At 34.9% G+C, this 20,485-nt stretch carries 18 protein-coding genes; 14 read left to right on the plus strand and 4 right to left on the minus strand.

Features of this window, described 5'->3' with window-relative positions:
• The 4 genes from prpB to NHG49_RS12130 all read left to right on the plus strand — a co-directional run bounded on the left by prpB (position 1) and on the right by NHG49_RS12130 (position 5,177).
• Positions 1-909, plus strand: coding sequence for a methylisocitrate lyase (gene prpB, locus NHG49_RS12115; protein WP_063261135.1), 909 nt, complete (start codon positions 1-3; stop codon positions 907-909).
• 154 nt (positions 910-1,063) lie between these two features.
• Positions 1,064-2,773, plus strand: coding sequence for an acyl-CoA dehydrogenase family protein (locus NHG49_RS12120; RefSeq protein WP_064477298.1), 1,710 nt, complete (start codon positions 1,064-1,066; stop codon positions 2,771-2,773).
• 16 nt (positions 2,774-2,789) lie between these two features.
• The gene (locus tag NHG49_RS12125; protein ID WP_064477297.1) at positions 2,790-3,680 is read left to right on the plus strand and encodes an NAD(P)-dependent oxidoreductase; all 891 of its coding nucleotides are present in this window, start codon (positions 2,790-2,792) and stop codon (positions 3,678-3,680) included.
• A gap of 36 nt (positions 3,681-3,716) precedes the next feature.
• On the plus strand, positions 3,717-5,177 hold the full coding sequence (locus tag NHG49_RS12130; protein ID WP_064477296.1) for a CoA-acylating methylmalonate-semialdehyde dehydrogenase: 1,461 nt from the start codon (positions 3,717-3,719) through the stop codon (positions 5,175-5,177).
• Between the two features lie 70 nt (positions 5,178-5,247).
• Here NHG49_RS12130 and NHG49_RS12135 read toward each other — a convergent pair whose 3' ends face one another.
• Entirely contained in the window at positions 5,248-5,880 is a 633-nt protein-coding gene (locus NHG49_RS12135) for a LysE family translocator (RefSeq protein ID WP_098111957.1), read from the minus strand.
• Positions 5,881-6,107: 227 nt separating this feature from the next.
• Positions 6,108-7,163: an enoyl-CoA hydratase/isomerase family protein gene (locus NHG49_RS12140; RefSeq protein WP_242290095.1), complete on the minus strand. Its 1,056-nt coding sequence runs from the start codon at positions 7,161-7,163 to the stop codon at positions 6,108-6,110.
• Positions 7,164-7,479: 316 nt separating this feature from the next.
• Here NHG49_RS12140 and NHG49_RS12145 point away from each other — a divergent pair, with 316 nt between their 5' ends.
• From NHG49_RS12145 to NHG49_RS12160, 4 genes are all read left to right on the plus strand, one after another.
• Positions 7,480-7,737 (plus strand): hypothetical protein, encoded by a 258-nt coding sequence (locus NHG49_RS12145; protein ID WP_046955733.1) that lies wholly within the window; start codon positions 7,480-7,482, stop codon positions 7,735-7,737.
• A gap of 183 nt (positions 7,738-7,920) precedes the next feature.
• The gene (locus NHG49_RS12150) at positions 7,921-8,160 is read left to right on the plus strand and encodes a DUF2584 family protein (protein ID WP_000667347.1); all 240 of its coding nucleotides are present in this window, start codon (positions 7,921-7,923) and stop codon (positions 8,158-8,160) included.
• 15 nt (positions 8,161-8,175) lie between these two features.
• The gene (locus NHG49_RS12155; RefSeq protein WP_258126055.1) at positions 8,176-9,333 is read left to right on the plus strand and encodes an exonuclease SbcCD subunit D; all 1,158 of its coding nucleotides are present in this window, start codon (positions 8,176-8,178) and stop codon (positions 9,331-9,333) included.
• Positions 9,330-12,419 (plus strand): SbcC/MukB-like Walker B domain-containing protein, encoded by a 3,090-nt coding sequence (locus tag NHG49_RS12160; protein WP_258126057.1) that lies wholly within the window; start codon positions 9,330-9,332, stop codon positions 12,417-12,419. The genes NHG49_RS12155 and NHG49_RS12160 overlap by 4 nt, the downstream gene beginning before the upstream one ends.
• Positions 12,420-12,542: 123 nt before the next feature.
• Here the strand turns inward: NHG49_RS12160 and NHG49_RS12165 are convergent, their stop codons facing one another.
• Positions 12,543-12,716: a hypothetical protein gene (locus tag NHG49_RS12165; RefSeq protein WP_064477291.1), complete on the minus strand. Its 174-nt coding sequence runs from the start codon at positions 12,714-12,716 to the stop codon at positions 12,543-12,545.
• Positions 12,717-13,046: 330 nt separating this feature from the next.
• On the opposite strand from NHG49_RS12165, the gene NHG49_RS12170 reads away from it, so the two are divergent.
• Entirely contained in the window at positions 13,047-13,346 is a 300-nt protein-coding gene (locus tag NHG49_RS12170) for an ArsR/SmtB family transcription factor (protein WP_064477290.1), read from the plus strand.
• Between the two features lie 58 nt (positions 13,347-13,404).
• Here the strand turns inward: NHG49_RS12170 and NHG49_RS12175 are convergent, their stop codons facing one another.
• Entirely contained in the window at positions 13,405-13,590 is a 186-nt protein-coding gene (locus NHG49_RS12175; RefSeq protein WP_000646787.1) for a YkvS family protein, read from the minus strand.
• A gap of 489 nt (positions 13,591-14,079) precedes the next feature.
• On the opposite strand from NHG49_RS12175, the gene NHG49_RS12180 reads away from it, so the two are divergent.
• The 5 genes from NHG49_RS12180 (at position 14,080) to NHG49_RS12200 (ending at position 20,484) form a co-directional block, all read left to right on the plus strand.
• A complete protein-coding gene (locus tag NHG49_RS12180) occupies positions 14,080-15,282 on the plus strand; it encodes an L-lactate MFS transporter (protein WP_064477288.1) in 1,203 nt (400 codons plus the stop codon).
• Positions 15,283-15,919: 637 nt separating this feature from the next.
• Entirely contained in the window at positions 15,920-16,705 is a 786-nt protein-coding gene (gene dhbA / locus NHG49_RS12185) for a 2,3-dihydro-2,3-dihydroxybenzoate dehydrogenase (protein WP_064477287.1), read from the plus strand.
• A 26-nt stretch (positions 16,706-16,731) separates the two neighbouring features.
• On the plus strand, positions 16,732-17,931 hold the full coding sequence (gene dhbC / locus NHG49_RS12190; RefSeq protein ID WP_098102828.1) for an isochorismate synthase DhbC: 1,200 nt from the start codon (positions 16,732-16,734) through the stop codon (positions 17,929-17,931).
• A 12-nt stretch (positions 17,932-17,943) separates the two neighbouring features.
• Positions 17,944-19,560 carry a (2,3-dihydroxybenzoyl)adenylate synthase gene (locus NHG49_RS12195; protein ID WP_088046890.1) on the plus strand — a complete coding sequence of 539 codons (1,617 nt, stop codon included), beginning with the start codon at positions 17,944-17,946 and terminating at the stop codon, positions 19,558-19,560.
• A 30-nt stretch (positions 19,561-19,590) separates the two neighbouring features.
• The gene (locus NHG49_RS12200) at positions 19,591-20,484 is read left to right on the plus strand and encodes an isochorismatase family protein (RefSeq protein WP_064477284.1); all 894 of its coding nucleotides are present in this window, start codon (positions 19,591-19,593) and stop codon (positions 20,482-20,484) included.
• The last annotated feature ends 1 nt before the right edge of the window (position 20,485 follow it).

The raw sequence follows: 20,485 nt of genomic DNA on the forward strand, positions 1-20,485 counted from the left end.
ATGGCTTGGGTTGTGAATAAACAGTCAACACAAGAGGAGCTTGCGAATCGCTTCCGAGCTTTAGTAGAAGCAAATGAAATTTTGCAAATTCCAGGTGCACATGACGCAATGGCAGCTTTAGTTGCGAGAAATACAGGATTTTCAGCTCTTTATTTATCAGGAGCTGCTTATACTGCAAGTAAAGGACTGCCTGATTTAGGAATCGTGACGTCTACTGAAGTAGCAGAGAGAGCAAGAGATCTAGTAAGAGCTACAGACTTACCAGTTCTTGTTGACATTGATACAGGATTTGGCGGTGTCTTAAACGTAGCGAGAACAGCGGTAGAAATGGTAGAAGCGAAAGTTGCAGCTGTTCAAATTGAAGATCAACAATTACCAAAGAAATGTGGACATTTAAATGGTAAGAAACTCGTTACTACAGAAGAATTAGTTCAAAAGATTAAAGCGATTAAAGAAGTTGCACCAAGCTTATATATTGTGGCACGTACAGATGCTCGAGGTGTAGAAGGCTTAGATGAAGCGATCGATAGAGCGAACGCCTATGTAAAAGCAGGTGCAGATGCGATATTCCCTGAAGCACTTCAATCAGAAGAAGAGTTCCGTCTATTTAATAGTAAAGTAAATGCACCTTTACTTGCGAATATGACTGAGTTCGGGAAAACGCCGTATTATAGTGCAGAGGAATTTGCGAATATGGGCTTCCAAATGGTTATTTATCCTGTAACTTCACTTCGTGTTGCAGCGAAAGCATATGAGAATGTGTTTACTTTAATTAAGGAAACAGGTTCTCAAAAAGATGCACTTTCAAGTATGCAAACGAGAAGTGAGTTATATGAAACAATTTCATATCATGACTTTGAAGAATTAGATACTGGAATTGCAAAAACAGTATTATCAGAGGATCAATAGATAAAACAACTAAGGCGATGAGAATACATCTTTGGCAAAACGAACTGCTTGATGTGAAAATTCATCGCCTTCTGTTTTCAAAAATAAGAAATTCCACTCATCGTAGACGAGCATACGTAGTAGCAAGTAAGGCCGAAATGATAGGGGGATTCAGATGGAGAAAACGAAGTTACCGTGGGATGAATTTTTTTCACTTAATAAAAATGTGAATCATAGTTTCTTTACGCCAGAAGATTTTTCCGGAGATGAAGATTTAATCGCAAAAACGACAGAACAATTCGTTAAACAAGAAATTGTTCCACAAATGGAGACTATTGAACAACATAACTATGAAGTTTCTCGTCAATTATTTGAGAAAGCTGGAGAACTTGGATTATTAAGTATCGAGGTCCCAGAAGAGTACGGTGGATTTGAGTTAGGAAAGGCAGTTTCAGGGCTTGTAGCAGAAAAAATGGGATATGCTGGTGCATTTAGCGTTTCCTTTAATATACACGCTGGTGTAGGTACATTGCCTTACATATATTATGGAACGAAAGAACAAAAAGAAAAATATTTGCCGAAAATTGCGTCTGGAGAATGGATTGGGGCTTATGCTTTAACTGAGCCAAATGCTGGTTCTGATGCTTTAAGTGCAAAAACGAGTGCTGTATTAAATGAAGATGGAACTGCTTGGAAGTTAAATGGTGAGAAGCAGTGGATTACAAATGCTCATATGGCAGATGTATACGTTGTTTTTGCGAAGACAAATAAAGGAATGACAGCGTTTATTGTCGAAAGAACATGTGAAGGTGTATCCATTGGACTAGAAGAAAAGAAAATGGGGATTAAAGGTTCTTCAACGGCTACCCTAATTTTAGAAGATGTTGTCATCCCTGCTGAAAATGTTTTAGGGGAAGTTGGGAAAGGGCATCACGTAGCTCTTAATATCCTTAACTTTGCTAGACTAAAGCTGGCTTTTGGAAATATTGGAACAGCAAAACAAGCAATTGGTTTATCGGTTCAATATGGAAAAGAGCGAAAACAGTTCCAAACAGAATTAGTAGATTTTACGATGATTCAAGAGAAAATTGCAAATATGATCATTGCTACATATGGAGCAGAAAGTGCAGCTTATCGTACAGCAGGTGTCATTGATGAAGCAATTCATGAGAGTGATGAAGATCTTATGAAGAAAATGTCTCAATTTGCAATTGAATGTGCACTTAATAAAGTAAATGCTTCTGAAACACTTGGTCATATCGTAGATGAAGCTGTACAAATTCATGGTGGTTACGGTTATATGCAAGAGTACGAGGTAGAACGATTATATCGTGATGCTAGAATTAGTCGTATTTTTGAAGGAACGAACGAAATTAATAGATTAACAGTTGCCAAAATGTTAATGAAGCAAATGGAACAAATTGAAGATACTGAAGTAGAAATTGATGTAGAAAATGTCGAAAGAAACCATCGTTACATTTTATTAGCAAAAAAATTGTTGAAACAATCTTTGAAAACGCTCTCTAAAACTCCGGGGTTGAAAATTGATCAAGAGCAAGAATATTCACGTGTATTATCAAATATGTTAACGGACGTGTACGTCATGGAATCAGCATTTTTACGTACGAGTAAAGCAATTAGTAAAAATGGTGATGAGAAAGAGCGTACGAAACAAATGATAACTGACGTTATTTGTGAAGAAGGCTATCGTAATGTAGAAGAAGCAGCGGTTTCTATACTTTCAGCGGCTGTCACAGAAGAACAAGATAGACACGTGATTTTAACTGAAATTCGTCAATTATTAGTGCCTTTATACACGAACGTATTTACAAAAAAGAGAGAAATTGCGAAAGCTATTATAAATCGTGGAAAGTATATTGTGTAAATAGGAGGAAAGCGATATGAAAAAGATTGGTTTTATCGGTTTAGGTAACATGGGTCTTCCAATGTCTAAAAATTTAGTTAAATCAAGTTACACAGTATATGGTGTGGATTTAAATAAAGAGGCTGAAGCTTCCTTTGAAAAAGAAGGAGGAATTATCGGCTTATCAATTTCAAAACTAGCAGAAACATGTGATGTGATTTTTACAAGTTTACCTTCACCTCGCGCTGTTGAAGCGGTATATTTTGGCGAAGAAGGCTTATTTGAAAATAGCCATTCGAATGTAATTTTAATTGATACAAGTACTGTATCTCCACAGTTAAACAAACAGTTAGAGGAAGCTGCGAAGGGAAAGAAAGTAGACTTTTTAGCCGCACCTGTTAGTGGTGGGGTAATTGGAGCCGAAAACCGTACATTAACGTTTATGGTTGGTGGATCGAAAGAAGTATATGAGAAAACGGAATCTATCATGAGCGTACTAGGCGCGAATGTTTTCCATGTTAGTGAGAATATTGATAGTGGTACAACAGTGAAATTAATTAATAACTTATTAATTGGTTTTTATACAGCTGGTGTGAGTGAAGCTTTAACATTAGCGAAAAAGAATAATATGGATTTAGATAAAATGTTTGATATTTTAAATGTAAGTTACGGTCAAAGCAGAATTTATGAGCGTAATTATAAAAGTTTCATTGCAACTGAAAACTACGATCCAGGCTTTACTGTAAATTTATTAAAGAAAGATTTAGGATTTGCAGTAGATTTAGCGAAAGAAAGCGAACTGCACTTACCAGTTAGTGAGATGCTATTAAACGTATATGAAGAAGCAAGTGAAGCTGGGTACGGCGAAAACGATATGGCTGCTTTATATAAGAAAGTTAGTGAACAATTAATTTCTAATCAAAAATAATAGAATTATATACATCATAAAAAAGGAGAGAATATAATGATTACAACTGAAATTAAACGAGTAAAAAATCATATTAATGGTGAGTGGGTAGAATCTACTGGTACAGAAGTAGAAGCAGTTCCAAATCCGGCGACTGGAAAAATTATCGCTTACGTTCCATTATCTCCGAAAGAAGATGTTGAAAAAGCTGTTGAAGCGGCAAAAGCAGCATACGAAACATGGTCTAAAGTACCAGTTCCGAATCGTTCAAGACAATTGTATAAATATTTACAGCTTTTACAAGAAAACAAAGACGAGCTTGCAAAAATCATTACGCTAGAAAATGGTAAAACGTTAACGGATGCAACTGGTGAAGTACAGCGTGGGATTGAAGCGGTAGAACTTGCAACATCAGCACCAAATTTAATGATGGGACAAGCTCTTCCGAATATTGCTAGCGGCATTGATGGATCGATTTGGCGCTATCCAATTGGAGTTGTTGCTGGTATTACACCGTTTAACTTCCCAATGATGATTCCATTATGGATGTTCCCACTTGCAATTGCTTGCGGTAATACATTCGTATTAAAAACATCTGAAAGAACGCCACTTTTAGCAGAGCGACTTGTAGAATTATTCTATGAAGCTGGTTTTCCAAAAGGAGTATTAAATTTAGTACAAGGCGGAAAAGATGTTGTAAATAGCATTTTAGAAAGTAAAGATATTCAAGCTGTTTCGTTCGTTGGCTCTGAGCCGGTAGCTCGTTACGTGTATGAAACAGGTACGAAACACGGGAAACGTGTACAAGCGTTAGCTGGTGCGAAAAACCATGCGATTGTAATGCCAGATTGCAATCTTGAGAAAACAGTGCAAGGTGTAATTGGATCTGCATTCGCAAGTAGTGGAGAGCGCTGCATGGCATGTTCAGTAGTAGCGGTAGTAGATGAAATTGCTGATGAATTCATCGACGTACTAGTAGCAGAGACGAAGAAATTAAAAGTAGGTGACGGTTTCCACGAAGATAATTATGTTGGACCATTAATTCGTGAATCTCATAAAGAGCGTGTATTAGGCTATATTAATAGCGGTGTAGCAGATGGAGCAACTTTATTAGTTGATGGCCGCAAAATTAAGGAAGAAGTTGGAGAAGGTTACTTTGTAGGTGCGACAATCTTTGATGGTGTAAATCAAGAAATGAAAATTTGGCAAGATGAAATTTTTGCTCCAGTATTAAGCATTGTACGAGTTAAAGATTTAGAAGAAGGTATTAAATTAACAAATCAATCTAAATTTGCAAATGGCGCGGTTATTTATACGTCAAATGGTAAACATGCACAAACGTTCCGTGATAATATCGATGCTGGTATGATCGGTGTAAACGTAAACGTTCCAGCACCAATGGCATTCTTCGCATTTGCAGGAAATAAAGCTTCCTTCTTTGGTGATTTAGGTACAAATGGTACAGATGGTGTTCAATTCTATACACGTAAAAAAGTTGTAACTGAGCGCTGGTTTTAATATAGAGTGAACAGCCAAATCAGTTGTTAAATGAAAACCACCACTATTAATAGTGGTGGTTTTCGTCTTGTTAATTATTTTTTTCAAAAGCTAGTTTAATACCAAAACCGATTAAGACGATTCCTGTTAAGCCTTGAATATAACGTTGCGTCCTCGATTTTTTCATAAAAGCACTAATTTTATCAATTAAAAATATATAAAAAGCGAACCAAATAACTGTTAAAACGAGGTAAGTAAGACCCATTACGAGAAGTTGGATAAACGTATTATGATTTGGATTTAAAAATTGCGGTAAAAAGGTTAAAAAGAAGACTGCAACTTTAGGGTTTAATAAATTCGTAAGAAACCCTTGGCGAAAGCAAGAAGTGTGTTCATCTTCATTATTTAAAGATATATCGTTCGTATCAAAGCCTTCTTTGTTTCTTACCGCTAAAAGGGCTTTAATGCCAATATAAATTAAATATAGAGCTCCAACGTACTTGAAAATAGAAAATAAAAGAGCTGACTTTACAATAATTGCGGAAAGTCCGATTACTGCTGCTAAAGTATGAATTAAAAGTGCAACACATGTACCGAACACTGTTTTCACTCCACCGACCTTACCAGCAACCAATGTATTTTTCGTCGCCATTGCAGTATCAGGACCGGGTAAAATAATAAGACAAATAGACATAATGATGAAAAGAAAATAATTTTCAATCATAGTTGCTCCTCCTTTTTTATTTTTAGAATATTTGATTAAAAATAGTGTAGCACATATTTTGATTTAATAAAATTAAATTTTATTAAAAATTATTAAATGAGAAAGAGGCTATATAGTAGTGGAATTTCACTACTATATAGCCTCAATTTTAGCCCGCATGACCGGACGATCGGTGAGGGCTAATAATAAGCGGGCAATGCACCCCCACTTATTAATATTTCACCTTATTATGCATTAAGTAAGTTAAAGAATCGATTTACATCTTCTTCTGAAACATCACTTAACTGCTTATATTTATAATTCGGATTTTGATCTTTATCAACGACAACAGAACGTACTCCTTCGAAGAAATCTTCATGTCTCATGAAATTTTTAGCAAGTACAAGGTCGGTAGCGAAACATTCTTCAACGGATTTATCTTGTCCATCAATAAATTGTTTTAATGTTACTTTTAATGAAATAGGGGATTTTGATAATAGCGTTTCGTTTGTTTTTAAAGCAAAGGAACTTTGAGCTTTTTCCAATGAATCGGTGATCTCTTCAATTGTATCGAATGCAAAATGTGAATTCATTTCTTCTAATGAAGGAGCAAGTTCACTTTCTAAGTTTGGAGCAGTTGCAAATGTACGAATGACTTCTTTTAAATTAGTATGTACATCATCTTTTTTATGCCAATTTACACTTTCAAGTTCAGTAAGGAAATTTGGTAATGAATCAGATGTCATAAAGTAATCAGCAGCGTTTATAAATAATACGTCAGCAGCTTTTAAAACAGCTGCTGTTAAAGCAACATATCGGCCAGCAAACCCTGGAGCTTTATTTAAGAAATATGCAGCACCGACGTCTGGGAAGAAGCCGATATTCATCTCTGGCATTGCCCATTTCGTACGCTCAGTTACAATTCGATATTTCGCACCATTTGTAAGACCGACACCACCACCCATTACAATTCCATCTAAACAAGCGATGATTGGTTTTTTATATTGATAAATATATGTATCAATTTCATACTCTTCTTCAAAGAAACGTTCCGCATGCTGTAATGCAGCTTCATTTGAACGTGCTTCATAAAGAGTTTTAATGTCGCCGCCTGCACAAAAACCTTTAGTGCCAGCTCCTTTTAATACGATAAGCGCAATTCGCTCATCATGTTCCCATTCTTTCAGTTTTTGCCCGATTGGTTGCAACATGTCATAAGATAAAGAATTAAGTGCTTTTGGGCGGTTTAAAGTAATTGATGCAACGCCGTTTTCGCTAATAGAAAATAAAACGTGTTCAGTCATAATTCATCCTCCCTTACATATCTTCTTATTCTTAATTCTTGATACGTACTGAAATGTCCTTTATAAATTTTGTCTAAAGTTGACGGTATGTGTTAATTTGTATACCGCATATTTTGACGAGATATATTTGCAGGATTTTTGAGGTTGAAAATGAATATTACAACATTACTGTAATTTTAATTATTTGAAATTATCATGATAAACACGCTATTATATATGTGTAAATTGTACATAATCACTTCAAAAAGAGTATTTGAAGTGATTATGATGAAAGAAAAATTGCTTTTCATTAGAAATAGAGAAAGGAGAAATCGGAATGCCAGGACCTTTACTATTGTCGGTGATTATTTTGTCTTCTTTAATGATAGGGATAACGCAGTATTTTCATCATACAGATACGACAGAGGAAGTGAAGGATAAAGTACGGCTTGTATTTCCGATTTTTATCATATCTATTTCTTTTTGCATTTTATTAAATAAGGATGGGTACATTATCGCAGTATTTTCATTTTTTGTAGCGATCGTTTTCATTACAGTTTTATATTATGTAATGAAAGACTTTATACAAAAATAAAGATGTCACATTAGACATTTTTATTTTTACAATAAATAAAATTTCACATACCGTATTATATGTAAAAATAAAAAACATATAGCGGTAGAAAAGTGTGTACTTTGCCGTGTATTTACTTGTCAATCTTGCATAGCCAATATACTATTAATAATGTGGAAATTAGAAAAAGGGGTTGTATCTGTCATGAAATTTGAGATGCACACAAAAATTATTTCAAATGAAAAAGAAGTAAGATTACATATAGAAGAAAACATATTTCAATTAAAATTGGATGGTTATCACTTATTTACAGTTCAAGAAATATTGCCTTTATATAAATCAAATGAAGAAAGAATTGGTAGTGCAATGATACAAAAGTTAGAGTGGGAAAACGGAAAAACTACAATAAACTATCAACTCGTATCACTAAAATCAGTAAATTAAAAGGAGCAGGAAACTATGAAGTTATTTCATACAGCGGATTGGCATTTAGGAAAGCTCGTTCATGGCGTGTATATGACTGAAGATCAAAAGATTGTATTAGATCAGTTTGTACAAGCTGTTGAAGAAGAAAAACCAGATGCGGTAATTATTGCAGGGGATTTATATGACCGAGCAATTCCACCTACGGAAGCAGTAGACTTATTAAATGATGTTTTACAAAAAATAGTGATTGATTTACAAACACCAGTTATCGCGGTTGCAGGAAACCATGATAGTCCAGATCGTATTCACTTTGGAAGTAGTTTAATGAAGAAACAAGGATTATTTATTGTGGGGCAATTTCAATTTCCATATGAGCCAATTATATTAAATGATGAATATGGCGAGGTTCACTTCCATCTCGTTCCATATGCGGATCCAAGCATAGTTAGACATGTTTTGAAAAACGAAGATGTACGTTCTCATGATGATGCGATGCGTATTTTTATGAATGAGCTTTCTGAAACGATGGATAAAGAAGCAAGACATGTATTTGTTGGTCATGCATTTGTAACTTCTGCGGGAGAAGCGGAAGAGAATACAAGTGATGCAGAACGACCACTTTCAATTGGTGGTGCTGAATACGTAAATAGTCATTATTTTGATAAGTTTCATTACACAGCGCTTGGACATTTACATCAAGCGCATTTCGTACGTAATGAGACAGTTCGATATTCAGGTTCTCCACTTGCATATTCTATTTCTGAAGAAAAACATAAAAAAGGATATTATATTGTGGAACTGGACGAGCAAGGTGAAGCAACAATTGAAAAAAGGTTACTTGCACCACGTCGTAAAATTCGAACAGTAGAAGCGAAAATAGATGAATTATTACAACATCCAGTAAGTGAAGATTACGTGTTTGTAAAATTATTAGACGAAAATCCTGTCTTGCAGCCAATGGAAAAAATACGCTCTGTATATCCAAATGCAATGCATGTTGAAAGATCTATTCAAAGACGAGAGTTCACAGAGTCAAATGAAGTAACTGTTTCAAGACATAAAACGGATGATTTATCGTTATTAAAGGCTTTTTATAAAGAAATGAAAGGCTTAGATTTATCAGAAGAGAAAGAACGTCTATTTGTAGAAGTACTACAAACAGTGCAAGAACGGGAAGGTGAACGAGGATGAGACCGATTCAGCTAATTATGACAGCATTTGGGCCATATAAACAGAAAGAAGTAATCGATTTTAACGATCTTGGAGATCATCGTATTTTCGCCATTTCTGGGAATACAGGAGCTGGAAAGACAACGATTTTTGATGCGATTTGTTATGTGTTATATGGTGAGGCAAGCGGAGAAGAACGTAGTGATACGAGCATGCTTCGCAGTCAATTTGCTGATGATAATATGTATACAAGTGTAGAACTAACCTTTCAGTTAAAAGGGAAACGTTATGAAATAAAACGACAACTTGGACATAAAAAACAAGGGAACAAGACAATTACGGGACATGCAGTAGAACTATATGAAGTGATTGATGAAGAAAATGTTCCAGCTGTTGATCGTTTCCATGTAACGGATGTAAATAAAAAAGTGGAAGATTTAATTGGTTTAAGTAAACATCAATTTAGCCAAATTGTTATGTTACCACAAGGGGAATTCCGAAAACTATTAACATCTGAGACAGAAAACAAAGAAGAAATTTTACGTCGAATTTTTAAAACGGATCGTTATAAGTTAATGCGTGAGTTACTTGATCAAAAACGAAAACAATGGAAAGACGTTTTACAAGAAAAGCAGAAAGAGCGAGAGTTATACTTCCGTAATGTTTTTAAATTACCAATCCGCGATGGAGCATTATTAGAGACATTAGTGGAACAAGAACATGTAAACACGCATCAAGTAGTAGAAGCATTAGAACAAGAAACAGCTGCGTATAAGGTAGAGGTTGAGCAATTACAACTAGAACAAGATGTTCAAACGAAGCAATTAAAAGATGCTGAAACTCGTTTTCATACAGCGAAATCTGTAAATGAGAAATTTATAGATTTACAACAAAAGAATGAGAAATATAATACTTTACAAGAAAATCGTACAGTTATTGAAATGAAAGAAACATCTTTTAAACGTGCGGAAGAAGCGAAGCGCTTATTACCATTTGAACAATGGTATGAAGAAGCAATGCAAAATGAGCAGAAGGCTGAAAGTTTGTTAAAACAAATAATCGCCAAAAAAGAAAATATAACGAGTAGCTTTGAACTTGCTCAGGAGAAATATGAAGCAGTAAAGAATAAAGAACCTGAGAGAGAAAATGCAAAAAAACTTGTTCAAAGATTAGAAGAGTTACAACCGATTATTGCATCATTGGCTGAGAAACAATTGAATTTAAAAAATGCAGAACTTCAAGTAGGGAAACTAAAAGAAAGTATGCAAAACTTAGATCGACAATTAGAGGAGCATACAAATCAAAAACAGCTAATGTCTAGTGAATTAGAGCAATTAGAACGAGCACTTGAGCAATATGTAGCTAAAGTAGAAGAACTAACGAATATGCGAGAAGATGCCAAAGTTTTAAAGCAAGCATATGATGTTTGGCAAGAAAAACAAAAATTCGAGCAAGAAAAAGAAGCAGCATATAATAAGATGCAAATGGCAGTGAACGCATATGAAAATATGGAACGCCGCTGGTTAAGTGAACAAGCTGGTATATTAGCTCTTCATTTACATGATGGTGGATCTTGTCCAGTATGCGGTAGTACGAACCATCCGAAAAAAGCTACAGAACAAAGTAATGCGATCGATGAAAAAGAGTTAAATGATTTAAGAGACAAGAAGAATATTGCTGAAAAGTTACATGTTCAATTAGAGGAGAAATGGAATTTCTATCATCTTCAATATGAGCAGGTAATAGAAGATGTTAAGAAGCGAGGCTATCGCTCGGAAGAATTAGTTGAAACATATAGTGCGCTTGTTCAAAAGGGAAAGCAATTAGCAACTGAAGTGAATACGTTAAAAGCAAGCGAAGAAACGCGTAAGCAAACTGCTGTGAATATAAAAAGCGTAGAAGAAAAAATAGATGCACTTCAAAAGCAAAAGCGTGAGGTAGAAACAGAGCAGCACCGTATAGAAATGGAGTGTATGCAGCTTCGTACGTCATATGAACATGATAAGAAAAATATTCCTGAAAACTTACAAACAGTCCAAGCTTGGAAAGTCCAGTTTGACCAAGCTATGCATGAACTCAAATTAATGGAGGACGAATGGAAGAAAGTGCAGGAAGCGTATCAACATTGGCAAAATGAAAATATACGAATTCAAGCAGAACAGGAAAGTGCTTCTAATCAATTTGAAGGTACAAAATTAAAGAAAGAAGAGACGTTTACGCGCTTTATGAAAGAGCTTGAACAGAGCGGATTTACAGATCAATCCACGTATAAAGAAGCTAAATTAAGTGATATTGAGATGGAGATGTTACAAAAAGAAATTCAAAGTTATTATTCATCTCTTGAAGTGCTTGCAAAACAAATTGAAGAGTTACATGCTGAATTAAAAGATAAAGAGTACATGGATATTACGGCGTTAGGTGAACACATAATAGAATTACAAATTAATCTCGATATAATAAAAGAAAAACGCCAACGTGCGCAAACTGCGGTAACATATATTTCTGATTTACATGAAAACATTAGACGAATTGATGAACAAATTCATGAGGAAGAAAAAGCTTTCCAAGAACTTGTTGATTTATATGAAGTAATGAAAGGTGATAACGAAAGCCGTATATCATTTGAACGTTACATCTTAATTGAGTATTTAGAACAAATTGTTCAAATTGCAAACGAACGATTACGTAAATTATCAAATGGACAATTTTATTTAAAACGAAGTGAACGAGTTGAGAAGAGAAATCGTCAAAGTGGATTAGGCTTAGATGTATACGACGCATATACAGGTCAAACACGCGATGTAAAAACATTATCTGGCGGTGAGAAATTTAATGCATCACTTTGTTTAGCGCTTGGAATGGCAGACGTCATTCAATCGTATGAAGGTGGTATTTCCATCGAAACGATGTTTATCGACGAAGGTTTTGGTTCATTAGATGAGGAGTCATTAACAAAAGCAGTTGACGCCTTAATTGACTTACAAAAATCAGGCCGATTTATCGGTGTTATTTCACACGTTCAAGAGCTGAAAAACGCAATGCCGGCTGTGTTAGAAGTAACGAAGCAGAAGGATGGGTGTAGTCAGACTAGGTTTGTGGTGAAGTAAGTTCAATTGTAATTCATGCACAAAGTATTGTTTGCGATTTTCTAGTAAAGAACTTATGAACAAACAAATGCCGTCTCTTTTTAGAGACGGCATTTGTTTGTTATTCAGAATTAAATAATTCACCTAAGAGTTATCTGTAGAAGGCGGTGTATTTTCCAAGCGATTATACGTTTTAAAGGCCGAAATTGCCGAGATAACACCACCGACTAAAAATAAAGCTGATCCACCGACCAATATGATACGACTGACATATGTTTCGTGCGCTTCTTCAACTTCTTCTTGTAACATTGTTGGCATTTGAAATCCCCCTAAACAACATTTATTTTGTAGATAGTATATACAAACGCCTAAAATATGTTAAAATCACTGGATAGTATTATGAGGATGTATATAGTTAGATGTGAATTGTTTGAAAAATCTTCATTACAAATTTATGCTAACTTCACATAGAGCACATATTAAAATTGTATTATGTATATGTACCAAATAAATAAAGTGAATTGTATTTCGTTCTGTTTTTAAAAATTTAAAATTCTATTATTTTTATATAAAGGTTTCACATCGGAGTTTTAAATATTTTGGAAATAGATCTAAATAAGAGGAATTCATATAAAAGGGGAATGTCTTATGACAACATATACGAATGAAATGAGAAAAAGTTTAGTTTCAGAAGAAGATGTAGATATTTTAAAAATCATGGCGCATCCAATCCGATTACAAATTGTAAATGAATTAAGTACGAGAAAAACTTGTAACGTAACACAATTAACAGAATTACTAAATATTCCACAATCGACTGTTTCGCAACATTTATCAAAAATGAAAGGTAAAGTGTTACGAGCTGAGCGAAGAGGTTTAGAAATTTATTATCATATTAATAATTTAAAAGCGAGTAAGATTGTAAGTGTTTTAGGATATATAAACTAATGAAGTGTTTTCATATAAAATAGCCGCTGCTGGTGAGCAGGGGCTATTTTTTGTTGTTTTATGTATTCGCATTTAAAATTTTATAGTTTTTATGATTTACAATTGTTCGATCAAATTCAAAAGTACCACCGCTTACATCTGTAATTTCAACTAAGACCGATTCAGTATAAAGTTTTAGTACAGATCCCGTAATTTTTAAATTATTTCGTTGAAAAAGTATAGTATCGCCTACGTTTGCTTTCATAGTACCTCCTCATTAAAGACAGAAATATTTTTTTATTATATATATTAAACCACGTAAAGCTATATTAGTGAATATTTAGTTTTATTTTTTAAAAAAATATTTGTTGTTTTATTGATAAATAAAACTAAAGTACATCGTAGTGTAAAAAGTGTTTTTTTCTGTTTGTATAGGAAAATCAAAATTTTGCAATCTAGCCATCATATAAATTGAGACATAATTTTTATAAAAGAAGATGATAAAACCGCTGTAAGTCGTATTGATGCAAAACATTATAATAGCTACTTACGTATTTAATAATTCGTTTTTTGTATTTCGACCTTCGTTTTCTGTAACTGATTCCATATTTTTGACGCTCTATCTTGTAAGTGCTTACATAATCAGGAACATCTTATACAATGAAGGTGTTAAATCAAATGAGGTGGCCAATATGAACATAAAAAAAGAAAATTTAGCGAATAGCATTGAAATAGAAAGAGGAGGCGGAATGATATGAAAAAATCAAATGTTAATCCATGGCTTGTTGTCCTTGGCACAGTCATAGTACAAATGGGACTTGGGACGATATATACATGGAGTTTATTCAATCAGCCTTTAGTTAGTAAATATGGTTGGAGTCTAAACGCTGTTGCTATAACTTTCTCAATTACTAGTCTTTCCTTAGCGTTTTCAACTTTATTTGCGAGTAAATTGCAAGAAAAGTGGGGACTTCGAAAACTTATTATGATAGCTGGACTAGCGTTAGGACTAGGATTAATACTTAGTTCACAAGCTTCCTCATTATTATTGCTTTATGTACTAGCAGGGGTTGTTGTAGGTTATGCAGATGGTACAGCATATATCACTTCACTATCCAATTTAATAAAGTGGTTTCCAAAGCGTAAAGGTTTAATTGCTGGTATTTCTGTCTCTGCATATGGTTCGGGTAGCTTAATCTTTAAATATATTAACGCACAGTTAATTGAATCAGTTGGTGTATCACAAGCGTTTATATACTGGGGTTTAATTGTTACAGCTATGATTGTCCTTGGCGCTTGTTTAATCCATCAAGCTGCAGATCAAGGAGCAGTTCATGAAACAAAAACTCAGGAATATACAACGAAAGAAATGTTAGGCACAAAACAAGTATACTTATTATTTATTATGTTATTTACATCATGTATGAGTGGCTTATACTTAATTGGTATGGTAAAAGACATTGGTGTTCAACTTGTAGGGCTTAGCGCAGCGACAGCAGCTAATGCGGTGGCTATGGTTGCAATCTTCAATACATTAGGTCGTATTATTTTAGGACCGTTATCAGATAAAATTGGCCGTTTAAAAATCGTTACTGGTACATTTGTTGTTATGGCAGCTTCAGTCTTGGTTTTAAGTTTCGTAGATTTAAATTATGGTATCTACTTCGTATGTGTAGCAAGCGTAGCGTTTTGCTTTGGTGGAAATATCACTATTTTCCCAGCTATCGTTGGTGATTTCTACGGTATGAAAAACCATAGTAAGAACTACGGAATTGTGTATCAAGGATTTGGATTTGGAGCACTTGCAGGTTCCTTTATCGGTGCTCTTCTAGGTGGATTCAAACCAACCTTCACGGTGATCGGTGTATTATGTGTCGTATCATTTGTTATCGCAATATTAATTCAAGCACCTAAGCAGAAAAAAGAAAAAGAAGAAGAGTATCGCAGTGTAGCATAAGTATATAAATCTTCTATCACACTATAAATACGAAAAAGCATCCTATTAAATAGGGTGCTTTTTTATGAATGGTTGTAACGAAGTTATATAATTTTTGGGATTTTTTGAGACAAAAAAGTTAGTGAAATACCAATTTGGATTATATTGGAATATTGAAAAATGATACATCATATTCGAAATACGAATTAAATCTTAAATTATAAACAAGACATACATTAGTAATTGCAAGATATATTTTATCGGTATTTTCAGAAAAATATTGAGAAAATATGTACTTGAGTTTTTGATAAGGCTTTGTAAATGAAGGTATCTACAGTTAATCTTCTACAAGTTTAAAAAGAGGGGGATGAATTAAATGTGTAATGTAAGTACTTATTAATGCTTTTAGATGTAATTGTATTGAGAATCACTAAAATGTTTTATCTGAAAAATAAAAATAGGTTGACAAGTTTATTGAGAAATATTATCATTTCGGTGTAAGAATATTAAATGAAAAACATTATCAATGAATAATATTTTGATGAAAAGTACACTTGACCAATTAGTTTAGTAAGTGTATTATTTTTTACATCGATAATGATAATCGTTATCATTATTTGTTTAATTAGATTAATTTTCAAATGAAAGGATAGAGGAAATGAACATAGGGGAATTTGATAAGAAAACGGTTTTAGTAACTGGTGCAGCCCAAGGTATAGGTAGTGTTGTAGCAAACATGTTTTTAGAAAGAGGAGCTACAGTTATTGCGGCTGATCAAACTGAAGAGGGGTTAAACGTACTCTTAAATCAAAATGAATTAAATGAAACACGTGTGAAAACGTTTCGTTTAGATGTGAGTGATAGTGTCGCTGTTGAAGATATGGTAAAGAGTATTGAAAATGATATAGCACCGATAGATATATTAGTAAATGTTGCAGGAGTTTTACGTATGGGAGCAATTCACTCTTTAAGTGATGAAGATTGGAATAAAACATTCTCTGTAAATTCTACAGGAGTTTTCTATATGTGCCGAGCAGTAAGTAAATATATGATGCAAAGAAAGTCAGGGGCAATTGTTACAGTTGGTTCAAATGCAGCAAATACGCCCAGAATGGAGATGGCTGCGTATGCTGCATCAAAAGCTGCAACGACGATGTTTATGAAGTGTTTAGGATTGGAACTTGCAGCGTATAACATTCGCTGTAACTTAGTTTCTCCAGGTTCTACTGAAACTGAAATGCAAAGGTTACTATGGGCTGATGAGAATGGAGCAAAAAATATAATTGCGGGTTCTCAAGATACGTATAGACTCGGTATACCGTTACAAAAAATTGCACAGCCTTCAGAAGTTGCTGAAGCAGTATTGTTTTTAGCTTCAGATAAAGCGAGTCATATTACAATGCACAATTTATGTGTCGATGGCGGAGCTACATTAGGAGTTTAATAAAAAATTCAGGGGGTTACTATACTATGAATGAATTTACGGCTGTAAAGGAACTGTCAGAAAAATTACTAGAAGATTATAAGACTGAATCTTCATTCTTTTTCGCTTCACCAACTCGAACGATATTGACAGAAGGAGGATTTACTACAGTAAAGCATCGTGAAATTGAAAGTTTCCCAGAGCTTGTGCAAGCAGTATTACGTAATGCAAAACAAGCAGGAAATCCGAATCCTATCGTTGTCGGTGCCTTGCCATTTGATCGAAGAAAAGAAGTTCAACTTATCGTACCAGAATATAGTAGGATTTCCGAGTGTTTACAATTGGATACAACAAATCAGCTTGAAACACATGAGAACTTAACATTTGAAATGACGCCTGTACCAGATCCTGAAGTTTATATGAATGGTGTAAAGCAAGGGATTCAAAAAATAAAGGACGGCGATTTAAAGAAAATCGTTCTATCTAGATCGCTAGATGTTGAATCTTCCGAAAAGATTGATAAGCAAAAACTCCTTCGAGAATTAGCAGAGCATAATAAGCATGGTTATACATTTGCTGTGAATTTACCGGAAGATGAAAACGAGTGTAATAAGACATTAATTGGAGCAAGTCCTGAATTACTCGTTTCACGTAATGGTATGCAAGTTATTTCTAATCCGTTAGCTGGTTCAAGACCACGTAGTGATGATCCAGTAGAAGATAAGAGAAGAGCAGAGGAATTACTTTCTTCTCCGAAAGATTTACATGAACATGCGGTAGTAGTGGAAGCGGTTGCTGCTGCGCTTCGTCCATACTGTCATACATTACATGTTCCGGAAAAACCAGCCGTTATTCATAGTGAAGCGATGTGGCATTTGTCTACTGAAGTGAAAGGTGAACTAAAGGATCCAAATACTACTTCTTTGGAATTAGCAATTGCTCTTCATCCTACGCCAGCAGTTTGCGGTACGCCGATGGAAGAAGCGAGAGAGGCGATTCAAAAAATTGAGCCATTTGACCGTGAATTCTTTACAGGAATGCTAGGGTGGAGCGATTTAAATGGAGATGGTGAATGGATTGTTACAATTCGCTGTGCTGAAGTGCAGGAAAATACACTTCGATTATTTGCAGGAGCAGGAGTTGTTGCTGAGTCAAAACCAGAAGATGAGTTAGCAGAAACATCAGCTAAGTTCCAAACAATGCTGAAGGCTTTAGGATTAAGAGATAATTCGCTGAATCAAAAATAGGGGGAAGAAAGAATGTTAACAGGTTATACGGAATGGCCAGAAGAATTTGCAAATCGTTATCGAGAAGTAGGATGTTGGCCTGGAGAAACTTTTGGTTCGTTGTTAAGAGAACGTGCTGAAAAGCATGGAGATGAAATTGCGGTTGTAAGTGGTGATACGCAAATAACATATAGTGAGCTTGATAAAAAAGTAGATCGCTTAGCTGCAGGCTTACTGGATTTAGGAATAAAGCAAGAGGATCGAGTTGTAATCCAATTACCTAACATTATCGAGTTTTTCGAAATATGCTTTGCGCTATTTCGCATTGGGGCACTTCCTGTTTTTGCACTACCTTCACATCGAAGCAGTGAAATTAGTTATTTTTGCGAGTTTGGTGAGGCGAGTGCTTACGTTATTTCAGATAAGGCTCTCGGCTTTGATTACCGAAAACTAGCAAGAGAAGTAAAAGAAAAAGTGCCTACTTTACAACATGTAATCGTAGTAGGAGAAGAAGAAGAATTTGTGAGTATAAATGAACTTTACATGGATCCCGTTCCATTACCAGAAGTTCAGCCAAGTGATGTTGCGTTTCTCCAATTATCAGGAGGGACAACAGGACTTTCTAAATTAATTCCTAGAACACATGATGACTATATTTATAGTTTACGTGTTAGTGCTGAAATTTGTAATTTGAATGCAGATAGCGTCTATATGGCTGTTCTTCCAGTAGCACACAATTACCCGATGAGTTCGCCTGGTACATTTGGAACTTTCTATGCGGGTGGAAAAGTAGTGTTGGCAACTGGTGGTAGCCCAGATGAGGCATTTGCTCTTATAGAAAAAGAAAAAGTTACGATTACTGCTCTCGTTCCACCATTAGCAATGATTTGGCTTGATGCAGCTTCTTCTCGTAATAACGATTTATCGAGCTTAGAAGTGATTCAAGTAGGTGGTGCTAAGTTTAGCGCTGAGGTTGCAAAGCGCATACACCCTACATTTGGATGTACGTTACAGCAAGTGTTCGGTATGGCAGAAGGGTTAGTAAATTACACAAGATTAAATGATCCTGAAGAAATCATCATTCATACACAAGGGAGACCGATGTCTACATTCGATGAAGTAAGGGTCGTTGATGAAAATGATAACGATGTGAAACCTGGTGAAGTAGGTAGTTTATTAACACGAGGGCCATATACAATTCGTGGCTATTATAAAGCGGAAGAGCATAATGCAAGGTCATTTACTGAAGATGGATTTTATCGCACAGGTGATCTTGTAAAAGTAAATGAACAAGGTTACATCATTGTAGAAGGTAGAGATAAAGATCAAATTAACCGTGGTGGCGAGAAGGTTGCTGCTGAAGAAGTTGAAAATCATTTATTAGCACATGATGCAGTACATGATGTAGCCATTGTATCAATGCCTGATGATTATTTAGGGGAACGTACTTGTGCCTTTGTTATAGCTCGAGGACAAGCTCCAACAGTAAGCGAATTAAAAATGTTTTTAAGAGAACGGGGTATAGCGGCTTATAAGATTCCAGATCGAATTGAATTTATTGATTCATTCCCGCAAACAGGTGTTGGAAAGGTAAGCAAAAAAGAGTTACGTAAAGTCATTACTGAAAAACTTATTACGGTAAAACAATAAAAAATATAAAAATTGGAAGGAAGTGATTAGATGGCTATCCCATCTATTTCAGTATACAAAATGCCAGTTGAATCAGAACTACCAAAAAATAAAGTGAACTGGAAACCAGATCCGAAACGTGCGGTTCTTCTAATCCATGACATGCAAGAATATTTTCTTGATGCATATAGCGATAAAGAATCACCAAAAGTAGAACTTATTTCAAATATTAAGGTGATTAGAGAAAAATGTAAGGAACTTGGTATACCAGTTGTTTATACAGCACAACCAGGTGGACAAACGTTAGAACAACGAGGGTTATTACAAGATTTCTGGGGGGACGGTATTCCTGCTGGACCAGATAAAAAGAAAATTGTCGATGAACTTACTCCTGATGAGGATGATATATTCTTAACAAAATGGAGATATAGTGCATTTAAAAAGACAAATCTATTAGAAATCTTAAATAAACAGGGAAGAGATCAACTTATTATTTGCGGTATTTATGCGCATATCGGCTGCCTTTTAACAGCTTGCGAAGCATTTATGGATGGTATAGAGCCGTTCTTTGTAGCAGATGCAGTTGCTGATTTTTCATTAGAGCATCATAAACAAGCATTGGAGTATGCATCTAATAGATGTGCAGTAACGACATCAACAAACATACTGTTAAAAGATTTACAAAGTGTAAAAAGTGATGAGAGTGAAGGAATCACTATACAGGAAGTGCATGAACTAGTTGCACAACTACTTCGTGAGCCAGTAGTGAGTATTGATATTGATGAGGACTTACTAAATAGAGGACTTGATTCGGTCAGAATTATGAGTTTAGTAGAGAAGTGGCGTCGCGAAGGGAAAGAAATAACCTTTGCAGATTTAGCAGAACGTCCAACTGTTTCCGATTGGTACAGTTTACTATCTTCACAGACAGCACAGGTACTGTAAC

Origin of the sequence: Bacillus sp. IBL03825, from assembly GCF_024712505.1 — a bacterium.
Classification (GTDB): domain Bacteria; phylum Bacillota; class Bacilli; order Bacillales; family Bacillaceae_G; genus Bacillus_A; species Bacillus_A wiedmannii.